Origin of the sequence: Rhodococcus sp. PAMC28707, assembly GCF_004795915.1 — a bacterium.
In the GTDB taxonomy this organism is placed as follows: Bacteria; Actinomycetota; Actinomycetes; order Mycobacteriales; family Mycobacteriaceae; genus Rhodococcoides.
On sequence record NZ_CP039253.1, the window covers coordinates 2,886,876 to 2,900,454 of the forward strand.

The window sequence follows — 13,579 nt, forward strand, 5'->3', positions numbered from 1 at the left end:
ATGATGCCCGCTGCGGGTAACAGTGTGTCAATACAGCACCGACTAGTCTGGCTGGCATGGCCGAGTCTGCTTCCTCTATCTATATCGCCTCACCCGAGGGTGACACCGGTAAGTCGACTATTGCGCTCGGGGTGCTGCAGATGTTGTGTGCTTCGGCGGCGCGGGTCGGTGTGTTCCGGCCGATTGCGCGTTCCACCACCGAGACCGACTACATCCTCGAACTGCTCATCGACCACACCACTGCGGATCTGACGTATGAGCAGTCGCTGGGGGTCACGTACGAGGAAGTACATGCCGATCCGGATATGGCGCTGGGCGAGATAGTTTCGCGGTTTCACGACGTAGCCGAACAGTGCGATGCCGTCGTGATCGTCGGCAGCGATTACACCGATGTCGGTAGCCCGAGTGAGCTGGGATTCAACGCCCGCATTGCGGCCAATCTGGGTGCCCCGGTGCTGTTGGCGTTGCGAGGCTCGGGAAGGACGGTCGCGGAAGTCGCGCAGTACGCCGAGCTGTGCAAGGCCGAACTCCGCGCGCATCACGCGCATCTGGCAGCGATTGTGGCCAACCGATGTGATCCGGACCGGCTCGATGAGATCGCGGCCGCGCTGGAGCCGCTCGGTGTGCCTGCGTGGACTCTGCCGGAAGTTCCGTTGCTCGTTGCGCCGACGATGGCGGAATTGCTGACGGCGATCGATGGCGAGATGTACAGCGGCGACCCCGAGCTGTTGCGCCGTGAAGCGCTACGGGTCATGGTCGGCGGCATGACGGCCGAGCATATTCTCGAGCGGTTGAGCGAAGGTGTGGTGGTGATCGCGCCCGCGGACCGGTCCGACGTTCTTCTGGCCATGGTCAATGCGCATGAGGCAGAGGGTTTTCCATCGCTCGCGGGTATCATCATGAATGGCGGCATTTCCCCTCATCCGGCTATCGCGCGTCTCGTCGCCGGACTGGGCCCGCGGCTTCCGATTCTGACCACGGGACTGGGTACCTTCGATACGGCTTCGGCAGCGGCTAACACCCGTGGTCGGATGGCGGTGGGTTCGCAGGGCAAGGTCGATACGGCGATCTCGCTGATGGAACAGCGGGTCGACGCCAAGGTGCTCCTCGACCGCCTCGAACTCACCATCCCTGCGGTCACGACCCCGCAGATGTTCGAGTACCAGCTCATTCACCGCGCCCGTACCGATCGCAAACACATCGTGTTGCCGGAGGGCAACGACGATCGGATTCTGCGTGCGGCCGGTCGTTTGTTGCAGCGGCGGGTGGCGCAGTTGACGCTCCTCGGCGAGGAGGGGCCGATCCGTCGCCGGGCCGCGGAACTGGGCGTTCAACTGGATGACGCGCAGGTGCTCGATCCGGCAACTTCGGACTACGCGGAAGTGTTCGCCGCGGAGTACACCGAGTTGCGCAAGCACAAGGGCATGACCATCGAGCGTGCCCGCGAAGTCATGACCGATATCTCTTACTTCGGAACGATGATGGTGCACAAGGGAATTGCCGACGGAATGGTATCCGGTGCCGCGCACACCACCGCGCACACGATCAGGCCGTCGTTCGAGATCATCAGGACGGCCGAAGGGGTGAACACGGTGTCGTCGATCTTTCTGATGTGTTTGTCGGATCGAGTTCTTGCATACGGTGATTGCGCCATCGTTCCCGATCCAACGGCCGAGCAGTTGGCCGACATCGCCATCTCCTCGGCGCAGACGTCCGCGCAATTCGGTATTGAACCGCGTGTGGCGATGCTGTCGTATTCGACCGGTGATTCCGGAACCGGCGCCGGAGTGGACAAGGTCCGTGCGGCTACTGCTCTTGTCCGTGAACGGAGCCCGGAGCTGCTCGTGGAGGGGCCCATTCAATACGATGCTGCTATCGAACCCTCGGTCGCCAAGTCGAAGCTTCCCAATTCCGTGGTGGCCGGCCGCGCGACGGTGTTCATCTTCCCCGATCTCAATACCGGGAACAACACGTACAAGGCGGTGCAGCGAAGTGCCGGTGCCATCGCTGTCGGCCCGGTGCTGCAGGGTCTGCGCAAGCCGGTGAACGATCTCTCTCGTGGCGCGCTGGTGGAAGATATCGTCAATACCGTTGCTATTACTGCCATCCAAGCCCAGGAGATCGAACAATGAGTGTGCTCGTCGTCAACTCGGGCTCGTCGTCGGTGAAGTTCCAACTTCTCGACCCGGTGAGCGGCGAGTCCATCGCGTCGGGGCTTGTGGAGCAGATCGGTGAACCCGAGGGGCACGTGACCCTGGACTACCTCGATGAGGAAACCAAGAAGACACAGCAGATCGCCGATCACGGGGTCGGTCTCGCGATCGCCTTCGACATGCTCGCGGCCGCGGGCGTAGAACTGGGGTCCGATGTCATGGCCGTCGGACACCGGGTGGTGCACGGCGGCGAGGTGTTCTACCGGCCTACCCTCATCGACGACGATGTGCTGAAGCAGATATCGGATCTGTCCAACCTTGCGCCACTGCACAATCCACCCAACGTGCTCGGTATCGAGGTTGCGCGGCAGCAACTGCCGAACGTGCCGCACGTCGCAGTGTTCGACACCGCGTTCTTTCACGGCCTTCCTGCGGCCGCATCGACGTATGCAATCGATCGTGACGTCGCGAAAGCGCACGACATTCGTCGGTACGGATTCCATGGCACCTCCCACGAGTACGTGTCGCAGCAGGTAGCGGAGTTCTTGGGGCGCGAGGATCTGAATCAGATAGTTCTGCACCTCGGTAACGGGGCATCCGCTTCGGCGATCCGGGCCGGTTCACCGATCGACACTTCGATGGGGCTGACGCCACTCGAAGGTCTGGTGATGGGCACGCGAAGTGGCGACATCGACCCAGGCGTCGTCATGCATCTGCGTCGCAGCGCGAACATGGAGGTCGATGCCATCGACGAGCTGCTCAATCGGCGGTCGGGGCTGAAAGGTCTTGCAGGTGTCAACGACTTCCGGCAACTGCAGCAACACATCGACGACGGTGATGCCGACGCAGCCCTGGCATTCGACGTCTACATCCATCGCCTGCGTAAGTACATCGGTGCCTACATGCTCGACCTCGGACGACTCGACGCCATCACCTTCACTGCCGGGGTTGGCGAGAATGCCGCAGCAGTCCGTGCGGCCGCACTGGCCGGTCTCGGTGGATTCGGGATCGAAGTCGATGACGAGCGGAATACGCTGCGCAGCAAGAAGGCTCGGGTCATTTCGACCGATGCGTCAGCGGTGACGGTACTGGTGGTGCCGACCAACGAGGAACTTGCCATCGCACGAGCGGCCGCTCAGCTGGTGCAATCAGAACAGTGAGCGCGGCCTGATGGCGTTCGCCAGATCCACCAGGGTGTAACGGTGGGCTCGGTCGGTCGCATTGCGGGCAAGAGCGCGTAGCCCCGCTTCGGTTCCGGTGCGCAGGCCCGTCTCGGTGAACGGAGAGCCGAGGATCGGCTCGCGTTCCTCGGCGACAGCGTGCCCGGATCGCACCCAGTCCACGGCCATGGCCAACACCAATGTACGCATCTGCAGGGTACGGCTCTCCCCGCGTGGCAGCATCGCAACGCGACGCGCTGCCTCGCGGAAGTCTTTCTCCTCCAGATCTTTCGACGGTCGATCCATCAAAATGATCAGGACGCTGGTCATCCGCGCGACGGCGTAGTGGCGTGAGCTGATCGGTACCTGGTCGAGAGCGGCTACCGCGCCTTCGAAATCTCCGCGATACATCATCTGCCGCGCCAGACCGAATGCCGAGCTGACGATCGCGCGGTTGGTTCGCCACACTGTCCGGTAGTACGACTCGGCGTACGCTCGCCACTTCTCACGCTCGTCGGTGTCGAACTTCTCGGTACCTTCCCTGATGAGTTCCGCAGTTGCCGCGAGGGCTATCTTCGGCGCGAGCTCCCCGGGAAGTGCGTCGAGAACATTTTCGAAATGCATGGAGGCGTAACCGAACTCGCCACGAAGCAGTCCGATGAGGCCCGCGTACCACTCGACCCGCCAGGGATCGTTCCCGTCGGTGCGAACCTGTTTGAGAACCGAACTCGCAACTCCGACATCACCTAGGTCGAGGTGCGCCTTGACCTCGGCGAGCGTGATCTCCAGACCGCCGGACGAGCCGTCGGCGAAGCGCTCGATGCCGTTGCGACGTGCATGCGCCAGCGAGTCCAGTGTCTGCTGGGGTTCGCTGTGCACGGACGCGGCGAGCAACGGTGCACTCGGGTCGGCGGGATCGACCAGAGGCACGGGCAGCGCTGTGACGATCTCGCGGCCGTTGATCTTCTCGCCCCGGAGTTTTCCATCGACGTAAGTGTCGGTTCGGCCCACCGATTCCTCGGTGCCGAACGTGGTACGAGGCGGACTGAACGCCGTCGACAATCCAGGTCGTTCGGTTCCCGTCTTCAATGCCAAAATTTCACGCAACACCCCGGTGGCCTGGCTCGCCAGCACCTCGGCCGTCGAGAAACGTTGTGATGGATCGGGATTGGTGGCACGCCGCAGTAAACGATGGAACGACGGATAGGTGCGCAACAACTCGTGATCGTCGGCGGAAGGAATACCGGCGTCGTACCTGCCCCCGCTCGATGGCATCTCCAGCGTGAGGACCGCAAGAGTGCGGCCCACAGTGTAGATGTCGGAGCTGATGGTCGGCCCGGTCTTGGCGATCTCGGGAGCCTGGTATCCGGCTGTCCCGTACAGGTATCCGAAGTCTTCGATTCCCGAGACGGCACCGAGATCGATGAGTTTGATCTGATCGTCGGTCACCATGATGTTCTCGGGTTTGAGATCGTTGTAGACCAAGCCGATGGAGTGCAGATATGCCATCGCCGGCAGAACCTCGAGGATGTAGGCGATAGCTTGCTCCACCGGCATACGTTTGTGCTCGTCACGCGTCGGCAAGATGTCTCGAAGCGAGCGTCCGCCGACGTACTCCATGACGATGAAACCGATATCGGTGCCGTCGGCGCGCGGTTGCTCGACGAAGTTGTAGATCTTCACCACGCCCGGATGTGCGACCTCGGCGAGGAACTGACGCTCGGCCACCGCAACGGCATGCGCCTCGTCGTCACTGGAATGGAGCAAACCTTTCAGAACCACCCATCGATCGCTGACATTGCGATCGATCGCCAGATAGACCCACCCCAGCCCGCCGTGCGCGATACATCCCTGCACTTCGTACTGGCCGACCACCAGATCGCCGGCCTCGAGAAGTGGTGAGAAATCGTAGTGGGAACCGCAGCGCGCACACGTCCCCGCAACCTTGTCGGGTTCTCCCGCGGCGCTTCGGCCGACCGGCGCGTTGCATTTCCAGCAAAACCTTTTTCGCTGCGGAACCGTGGGGTCTTGCATGACGGCCGTCGCGGGATCCACCGGATCCACGCGAGGAACTTCGACCAATCCGGCACCGAGCCGTCGTCTGATCCCGGTACCGCGCGTGCGGCCGGACCTGACACGTCCCGATGTCCGATCCGACCGGCGGACGGATGCAGGCGTCCGCTCCACCGCCTGAGTCCGGTCGGAGGCAGGCATTCTCTCGACGGCCTGGGTGCGGTCCGTGAAATCTGGTGCTGCGGCCGGAGCCGTCGCCGGGCCGGTAGGTGTATCCGGATCGCCCATGATCAGTCGACGTACATAGGCGCGGGAGGGCCCGGAGAGGTACCCATTACCGTGAGCCACTTGTCGTACAACCGATTCCACGTGCCGTCCGACCGAACCCGCTCGAGGGTGCCGTTGACGAATCTGACCAAGTCTTCGCTCTCCTTCTTGATTCCGACGCCGTAAGGCTCAGGGCTCAAACTGGCCCCAACCAGCTCGAGGTATGGATCCTGCGAGGCGAGACCGGCAAGAATTGCGTCGTCGGTGCTGATCGCATCGACCTGGCGTTGTTGAAGCACGACAAGGCAATCCGACCACATCGATGCAGTCACGATCTGAGCAGTCGGCACTATGCGCTGCAGCCTTCGCAGTGACGTCGTACCGTCCACCGCGCATACCCGCTTGTCCGCGAGATCGGCGACACCGTCGATCCCCGATCCTTTGACCGCCAGAACACGTTGCTGCGCTTGGAAGTACACGGTGGAGAACGACACGTCCTCTTTGCGAGCACAGGTGACCGTCATGGTTTTCACCACGATGTCGACCGTGGAATCCTGCAGTCCCTCGATCCGTTCGGCGGAGGACATTATCCGAAAATCCACCCGATCAGGATCGCCGAACAGGTCACGGGAGATCTCCCGCGCGATGTCCACGTCGAATCCGACGAGCTTTCCGGTCATCGGGTCGCGAAAGCTGAAGAGATTGCTACCGGCATCGAGCCCGACTATCAACCGCCCGCGTTCCTTGATCGCGTCGACGGTCGGCATCGGTGGGGCATTCTGACCGGCTGCTCCGGGCGGTATCGGCCGGAGACTGGCGGTGGGGCGATCGCACTGGGGATCCGGGGTCGACGGCTCGGGAGATGCGGTCACCGGTCCTGCGCCGTCGGGCAGCGGTGGTTCGGTGTAGCTGACGGCAGGGACGTCCGGTACCGCGTCCTCGGTTGCGCATCCCGCGATCAGTGCGCCGACGATCGCGAGGATGGCGAACGAGAAACGAAGGGGAACGCACTGTTTCACAGGTACTCACGCAACCTCGGAATGAGCCCTGCTCCGACCGCTGCAGCAGCAGTGATCGCGAGGACGATCGCGCCCGAGGCAAGTCCGGTCAGCACCGACTTGGCGCGAACCACATTGCCGCGCAGCTCAGCACGGGCATCGTCGATTCCGTTGTCGAGCATCGTGTCGAGCAAGCGGAATTGGGTCGAGGAATCCTGCACACCGTTGCCGGTGGCCACGGTGACAGCAGTAGTGAAGTCGCCGACGGCGAGTGCCTGATCTATCCGCTCGTGCGAGGCCTTCCACGCGGCGACCGACCCGGTCATATCGGCATTGTCGGCAAACAGTTCGGTCAAACGATCGGTGTTCTGCGCGAACTCCGCGTCGAACTCTCTGGTGCTACCGCGTCGTATCAGGTTGAGTGTTTCGTCGGCGCGGGCCTGCTGCGCCAGGATGAACCCGGAAGTCAGTTTCTGCAGCGGAGCGACACCGCGGTTCAGCGCGCGGTCGGTGGCTATCGAAGAAGTCAGCCCCGCCACCAACATCCACCCGAGTAGGAGCGAGATCGCCAGGGAGGCGCCGAGAAATCCCGCGTTGAGCTTTCGGCGGGTGCGGGTAGAAAGGTATATCTGTGCGAGCACCAGCAATATCAGGCACACCACAACGAGACCGATCGCCACGAACGGTGGATTGACGAAGCGTTCCTGGTCGTTAGATACCCGAGCGGCCTGCTCGGCGTAGAGGCGTTCGGCACGGGGCAGCAACGAGGTCTGCATCTGCGTCGACGCCTCACCCAGGTACGCCGCACCGACGGGATTGCCACTGCGATTATTGGCACGGGCGGTCTCCACCAGTCCGGTATACACCGGCAGGCCCGCGCCGATCTCCATGAGAACTGTCCGTGCTTCGTCGTCCGAAACCGCGAGCCCGTCGGATGCCCGGATCAATTCGGTGCCGGCATTTCCGATCGCCTGGGTGTATCGATCGCGAACGTCCCTGGGCTCGAGCCCGCCGGCGATGAATGCAGTCGAGGCAGCCGCGTCGGCAACGGACAGTGCGCCGTAGAGGTTCTGCGCCGAGTTGGCGAGTGGCTCGGTCCGAACGAGAAGCGTGTCGAGCGTCCGGGCTCGCTCGGATACCGAGATGGCGGTAACGGTGCCGGTGACTACGAAAGCGATGATGAGTATCAGTCCCAGAGCGATCATGCGCGCCGGCGTGGACCGAATCAGACGCTGCAGTTCGCGTCGAGAATCGGCCTCCGACGTCACGGCAGCCGTCGTAGGAGGTACGGCAGCCGAGGGCGTAGTGCCGACCACAATCACAGTACCGAGCATATAAGCCGGAGCGACCGTCCGTACGCCTACCGGAAGGTTGACCTAGGGTGTCGGTATGCGTGGCGACGGTGACGGGTGGGTTGTTGGTGAGAACGGCACGCGGCACTGGGGCAAGCACGGCGCGGCTGGGCTATTACTGCGGGCGCCCTCGCCGCACGGTGAGCCGACGGTCCTCCTGCAGCACCGGGCGCTGTGGAGCCATCAAGGTGGGACGTGGGCGTTGCCGGGGGGCGCAAAGGACTCGCACGAAACGAACGTGCACGCCGCTGTTCGTGAAGCGGACGAGGAAGCTGGAATCGGTGCCGAGAACGTCTTCGTGCGCGGGGAAGTCGAGACGGCGCGGATGGCGAGCGGATGGTCCTACACGACTGTCGTCGCCGACGCGGCCACCCAACTCGACACCACGATGAACGGTGAGAGCACCGAACTTCGGTGGGTTCCGGAGGACATGGTCGATCAACTTCCACTGCACCCGGGATTCGCCGCCAGTTGGGCCTCCCTGCGCATCAGCCCGCTGCGAGTTCTGCTGGACACCGCGAACGTACTCGGCTCGAGGCCCGACGGTTGGTGGCGCGATCGCAGCGGCGCAACCGGCAAGTTGCTGAGCTCACTGGCGGGCACCCTTCCGCGAACCGTCGAGCTGCCGGGTGTCGGCTTCGGTTGGCTCACCCGGATCGAGGCAGTCCTCGAAGGTGAAGCACGAGCAGCACAGTTCGAGGACATCAGAGTCCCCGTCATCCACGCCGCCGGCAGTGGGGACGACGAACTCGCATCACAGGCAGCGGCGTCGACGACACTCACTGCTTTGGTCACCGCTGACCGCGGACTGCAGCAACGGCTCCCGACGTCGGTGCAGGTGCTCTCGCCGTCGATCGTGCTGGGCTGGCTCGGCTGACCAGACGGATTCTGTCAGCCCTGCAACGCGAGGTCAGCCCTGCAACGCGAGGTCAGCCCTGCAACGCGAGCTTGAGCTCCCGTGCAGCTGCCTGTGGATCCCGAGCTTTGGTGATGGCCCTTACGACGACGATGCGATCCGCGCCCGCGGCAAGAACTTCGTTTACGTTCTCGGCGTCGATCCCTCCGATGGCGAACCACGGCCGCGTCGGAGCGGATTCCGCGGTGCTGCGCAACAGGTCCAGACCGGCTGCTTTCCGGTCCGGTTTGGTCGGTGTGGCCCAGATCGGCCCGGTAGCGAAATAGTCGACGCCGTCCTCGATGGCAGCGAGAGCGGCCTGGCTGCGATTCTGTGTCGACCGCCCGATGACGACGTCGGGGCCGAGGATCTGGCGCGCATAGTGAACCGGTAGATCGCCCTGGCCGAGATGCAGCACGTCGGCGCCCGATGCGAGGGCAAGGTCGGCGCGGTCGTTGACTGCGAGGAGCGCACCGTGGCGTGTGGTGGCGGCCGACAGAATTGCCAGCGCAGCCAGCTCGTCTTTGGCTTCGAGCGGGCCGAACGTGCGCTCGCCTTCGGAGTTCTTGTCGCGAAGTTGAATGACGTCGACGCCACCGGACAGTGCGGCCTCGGCGAACTGAGCGAGATCGCCGTGCTCGCGTCGAGCATCGGTGCACAGATAAAGCCGAGCTGATGTCAAACGCTCACGCGCTTCCGGGTTGCGGATGATCCGATCGCTTTGCACACCGGCAACGGTAGTCTGTTGGCGAGAGTCGATACACGGGAGTCCCGAGGTACGTGGGGCTGAGAGTGGACACGCCAGTCCTTACCGTCAATACCTGAACCGGATCATGCCGGCGCAGGGAGTGAGGTGGTGAGAAGTGCCCAAGAGCCTTTCCGTGGTCGGTGGCGGAGTGATCGGCTTGGCAGTGGCCGCACGATCTGCGCGCGAGGGCTGGTCCGTGCGGCTCCACGACCCGTCGGTCGGCACCGGCGCATCATGGGTGGCAGGGGGAATGCTCGCGCCGCTGTCCGAGGGATGGCCGGGCGAACACGAACTGCTCGAGCTCGGCGCGCATTCCCTCGCCAGGTGGCCCGAATTCGCACGAGCACTTCCTGGCCCGTCGGTGTTCTCCGCTACCGGATCACTGACAGTCGCCCTCGATGCAGCCGACGCGACGGACCTGCGAACCATTGCCGATTGGGTCGGGAAGCAGGGGCACGAGCTCGAGATCCTCGGTCGGGCCCAGATCCGAGAGCTCGAACCTTCCCTCGCACCGAACATTCGTCTCGGCCTGCTGGCACCCACCGAACTGGCCGTCGACAACCGCATGCTGCTCGAGGCACTGCAGACCGCAGCGATGAGCGGCGGCGTCGAATTCTCCACCGACACCGTCACCGATCTCGACGCACTGACGACCGACCGCATCGTGTTGGCAGCAGGCGCCCAAACCTCCGCGCTACTCACCGATGTACCGGTCCGGGCCGTCAAAGGCGAAATACTGCGTCTACGACGCAGACCCAGTGCCACACCTGCGCCGACCCGAACGATCCGCGGCAGCGTCCACGGACGCGCGATCTACCTGGTACCGCGCGGAGACGGATTGGTTCTCGGGGCCACACAATACGAATCGGGTCAGGACACCCAGGTCACCGTCGCAGGCGTCCGTGACCTCATCGCCGACGCAGAGCGGTTGCTGCCGGGCCTCGGCGAATACGAACTTCACGAATGTGCGGCAGGCCTGCGCCCGATGAGCCCCGATGGGTTGCCACTCATCGGCAAGATCTCCGACCGCGTCATCGTCGCCTCGGGCCACGGCCGCAATGGAATCCTGTTGACGCCCATCACCGCAGACGCCGTCGCTGCACTACTGGAAGACGACGCACTCATCGAAGCGAAGGCCGCAGACCCGGCCCGATTCACCACAGATAGGAAACCATGACTGCTCTGGCAATAGGTGTCACCGTCAACGGCGAGGACCACCTCCTGACCGAAGAGATGACGATGCGTCAACTGCTCGAACATCTTTCGATGCCACCGAAGGGAATCGCCGTCGCCGTCGACGGCATGGTGCTCCCGAAGAGCCGTTGGGATTCGACGATGGTGGGCAAAGGCTGGACCGTCGACGTGCTGACGGCGGTGCAGGGTGGTTGATTCGCTGAAGATCGCGGACAGGACGTTCGACTCGCGCCTGGTCATGGGCACCGGTGGAGCGGCGAATCTCACGGTTCTCGAAGAAGCCCTCGTGGCCTCCGGTACCGAATTGACCACCGTGGCAATGCGTCGCGTCGACGCCGCGGGTGGCACCGGTGTCCTCGACCTGTTGCGCAGGCTGAACATCGCGCCACTGCCGAACACGGCCGGATGTCGCGGTGCCGCGGAGGCAGTACTGACCGCGCAACTCGGACGTGAGGCGCTCGAGACCGACTGGGTGAAACTCGAGGTCATCGCCGACGAGCGAACCCTGCTGCCCGACGCCATCGAATTGGTCAAGGCCGCAGAACAACTGGTCGACGACGGATTCAACGTGCTGCCCTACACCACGGACGACCCTGTCCTGGCCAAGCGACTCGAAGACATCGGCTGCGTCGCCGTCATGCCGCTCGGCGCGCCCATCGGAACCGGCCTCGGCATCTCGAACCCACACAACATCGAGATGATCGTCGACGCCGCGACCGTGCCCGTCATCCTCGATGCGGGCATCGGCACGGCAAGCGACGCGGCGCTGGCGATGGAACTCGGCTGCGATGCCGTCCTGCTGGCAACCGCGGTCACCAGGGCACAAGACCCTGCGCTCATGGCGTCGGCGATGAAGCATGCCGTCGTGGCCGGTTACCAGGCCCGTCGGGCCGGCCGGATACCGAAACGTTTCTGGGCTCAGGCGAGTTCACCGATGTAGTTGCACGTCATCCCAAAGGATGACCCTCGGTCGCGACTCAGGGGTGATGCGCCGGGGTGGTTCGGTAGTGGACAGTGAGTCCCATGATCGAAGTCAAAGGACTGACCAAACAGTTCGGAAACACCACGGCGGTCGAAGACCTGACCTTCACGGTGAAGCCGGGCATCGTCACGGGCTTCCTCGGACCAAACGGTGCGGGCAAGTCGACGACCATGCGCATGATCCTCGGATTGGACCGCCCCACCAGTGGGGTGGCGCTGATCGAGGGCAAGCCCTACAACAAGATCAAGCAGCCGCTCCGGACGGTCGGTGCGCTGCTGGATGCGAAGTGGGTGCATCCCAACCGGTCTGCGCGGGCACATCTCGAGTGGATGGCCGCGTCCAACGATATCGCGAAGTCTCGAGTGGACGAGGTGCTTCGGCTCGTCGGCCTCACCGACGTCGCGAAGAAGAATGCGGGCGGGTTTTCACTTGGTATGTCACAGCGACTCGGTCTTGCCGGTGCGCTTCTGGGTGATCCGAAAGTCCTTCTTTTCGACGAGCCGGTCAACGGTCTCGACCCCGAAGGCATCGTCTGGATTCGCAAATTCATGCAGCGTCTCGCCGCCGAAGGCCGAACGGTCCTCGTTTCGAGTCACCTGCTGTCCGAAATGGCTCAGACAGCAGAGAATCTGGTGGTGATCGGTCGCGGAAAGCTGATTTTCGATTCGTCGGTCCAGGATTTCATCGACCACGCGTCCGAGGCCTCGGTCCGAGTTCGAAGCCCGCAGCTCGACGCGCTTCGTAGTGCGTTGACCTCCGCCGGATTGACTGTGCGCGAACCGGATTCGGCAGAGGAGCTTCAGCCCTCGCTCGTCGTCGTCGACTCGTCCACCGACGCGATCGGTGACATCGCCGGCCGTGCCGGCATTGTGTTGCACGAGTTGTCCTCGCAGCGTGGGTCGTTGGAGGAAGCGTTCATGAAGCTCACCGGACACGATGTGCAATTCCACGGCGAAGGTGCCGAAGATCCGAACATTCAGCAAGCGATGGGTGGTTCACTCTGATGGGTGTCCTGGCAGCGGAACGAATCAAAATCACCTCGACCAAGTCGCCGTGGTGGTGCACGATAGCCATTATCGTGCTCGGACTCGGTTTGGCGGCGATCGTCGGCATCACGTCCAAATTGGGTATCGATTCTTACAACAATCAAGTTGCACAGGGTGATACGCCCGACTTCGAACCGTTCTTTCCGTCCGCGTTCGAGGCGGTAGGCAGCGGTGTCGGCGGATTCGGGGCATTGGTGCTCATGATCCTGGCGGCATTGACGGTCACCAGCGAATACCGCTTCGGCGTCATCAGGACCACCTTTCAGGCCATCCCGAACCGAGCCGCAGTACTGACGTCAAAGGCCCTGCTGATCGGGGTCTTCGGCTTCTTGCTCAGTTTGGTTCTCGGCCTCGGAGCGTTCTACCTTGCCAAGGCGACCGCAGGGTCCGACGCCGGAAGGTTGCTGAGCTTCGACACCGACGGCACCTGGCGCGTCATCTACGGCACGGCCATTCTGGCGTTCCTTCAGGTCATCATCGCGGTCGGTGTCGGTGCGCTGCTTCGGCAGTCGGCGGGTGCTATCGCACTACTGCTGCTGTGGCCGTTGGTCATCGAAAATCTGTTCGGATTGTTCGGCTCGTTCGGTCGTGCGGTTCAACCGTTCCTGCCGTGGGCGAACACCAGCAACTTCCTCGGTCAGGACAGCGGCATCGACTTCCACTGGGGGCCCATCGGTAGTCTGATCTACTTCATCGTGTTCACCGCGGTCATCTTCGGTGCTGCAGTGTTGGTGACGAATCGTCGAGACGCCTGACCTTTGTGCAGTTAAG

The 13,579-nt window shown here is 63.2% G+C and carries 12 protein-coding genes and 1 riboswitch; of the genes, 8 read left to right on the forward strand and 4 right to left on the reverse strand.

Going from position 1 to position 13,579, the window contains the following annotated elements; genetic code table 11:
- The first annotated feature begins 56 nt into the window (after positions 1-56).
- Positions 57-2,132: a phosphate acetyltransferase gene (gene pta, locus E5720_RS13145; protein ID WP_136171019.1), complete on the forward strand. Its 2,076-nt coding sequence runs from the start codon at positions 57-59 to the stop codon at positions 2,130-2,132.
- On the forward strand, positions 2,129-3,313 hold the full coding sequence (locus E5720_RS13150; protein ID WP_136171020.1) for an acetate kinase: 1,185 nt from the start codon (positions 2,129-2,131) through the stop codon (positions 3,311-3,313). The genes pta and E5720_RS13150 overlap by 4 nt, the downstream gene beginning before the upstream one ends.
- Here the strand turns inward: E5720_RS13150 and E5720_RS13155 are convergent.
- The 3 genes from E5720_RS13155 to E5720_RS13165 form a co-directional block, all read right to left on the reverse strand.
- Positions 3,302-5,527, reverse strand: a complete 2,226-nt coding sequence (locus tag E5720_RS13155; protein WP_247596328.1) for a serine/threonine-protein kinase — start codon at positions 5,525-5,527, stop codon at positions 3,302-3,304. The genes E5720_RS13150 and E5720_RS13155 overlap by 12 nt on opposite strands.
- 89 nt (positions 5,528-5,616) lie before the next feature.
- Complete coding sequence (locus E5720_RS13160; protein ID WP_136172677.1) at positions 5,617-6,576, reverse strand: glutamate ABC transporter substrate-binding protein; 960 nt, start codon at positions 6,574-6,576, stop codon at positions 5,617-5,619.
- A 32-nt stretch (positions 6,577-6,608) separates the two neighbouring features.
- Positions 6,609-7,913, reverse strand: a complete 1,305-nt coding sequence (locus E5720_RS13165; protein WP_136171022.1) for a hypothetical protein — start codon at positions 7,911-7,913, stop codon at positions 6,609-6,611.
- 67 nt (positions 7,914-7,980) lie between these two features.
- Here E5720_RS13165 and E5720_RS13170 point away from each other — a divergent pair, with 67 nt between their 5' ends.
- Positions 7,981-8,820 carry an NUDIX domain-containing protein gene (locus E5720_RS13170; RefSeq protein ID WP_136171023.1) on the forward strand — a complete coding sequence of 280 codons (840 nt, stop codon included), beginning with the start codon at positions 7,981-7,983 and terminating at the stop codon, positions 8,818-8,820.
- Between the two features lie 52 nt (positions 8,821-8,872).
- On the opposite strand, the gene thiE is transcribed toward E5720_RS13170, so the two are convergent.
- A complete protein-coding gene (gene thiE, locus E5720_RS13175) occupies positions 8,873-9,565 on the reverse strand; it encodes a thiamine phosphate synthase (protein WP_136171024.1) in 693 nt (230 codons plus the stop codon).
- 25 nt (positions 9,566-9,590) lie between these two features.
- A riboswitch (TPP riboswitch) is annotated at positions 9,591-9,703 on the forward strand.
- On the opposite strand from thiE, the gene thiO reads away from it, so the two are divergent.
- The 5 genes from thiO to E5720_RS13200 all read left to right on the forward strand — a co-directional run bounded on the left by thiO (position 9,702) and on the right by E5720_RS13200 (position 13,563).
- Complete coding sequence (gene thiO / locus E5720_RS13180; RefSeq protein ID WP_136171025.1) at positions 9,702-10,763, forward strand: glycine oxidase ThiO; 1,062 nt, start codon at positions 9,702-9,704, stop codon at positions 10,761-10,763. Its footprint overlaps the riboswitch before it by 2 nt.
- Complete coding sequence (gene thiS / locus E5720_RS13185) at positions 10,760-10,975, forward strand: sulfur carrier protein ThiS (protein ID WP_136171026.1); 216 nt, start codon at positions 10,760-10,762, stop codon at positions 10,973-10,975. The genes thiO and thiS overlap by 4 nt, the downstream gene beginning before the upstream one ends.
- 43 nt (positions 10,976-11,018) lie before the next feature.
- Positions 11,019-11,720 carry a thiazole synthase gene (locus tag E5720_RS13190; protein ID WP_247596329.1) on the forward strand — a complete coding sequence of 234 codons (702 nt, stop codon included), beginning with the start codon at positions 11,019-11,021 and terminating at the stop codon, positions 11,718-11,720.
- Positions 11,721-11,803: 83 nt separating this feature from the next.
- A complete protein-coding gene (locus E5720_RS13195; RefSeq protein ID WP_136171028.1) occupies positions 11,804-12,766 on the forward strand; it encodes an ATP-binding cassette domain-containing protein in 963 nt (320 codons plus the stop codon).
- Positions 12,766-13,563, forward strand: coding sequence for an ABC transporter permease (locus tag E5720_RS13200; RefSeq protein WP_136171029.1), 798 nt, complete (start codon positions 12,766-12,768; stop codon positions 13,561-13,563). Before E5720_RS13195 ends, E5720_RS13200 begins: the two co-directional genes overlap by 1 nt.
- Positions 13,564-13,579 lie beyond the last annotated feature (16 nt).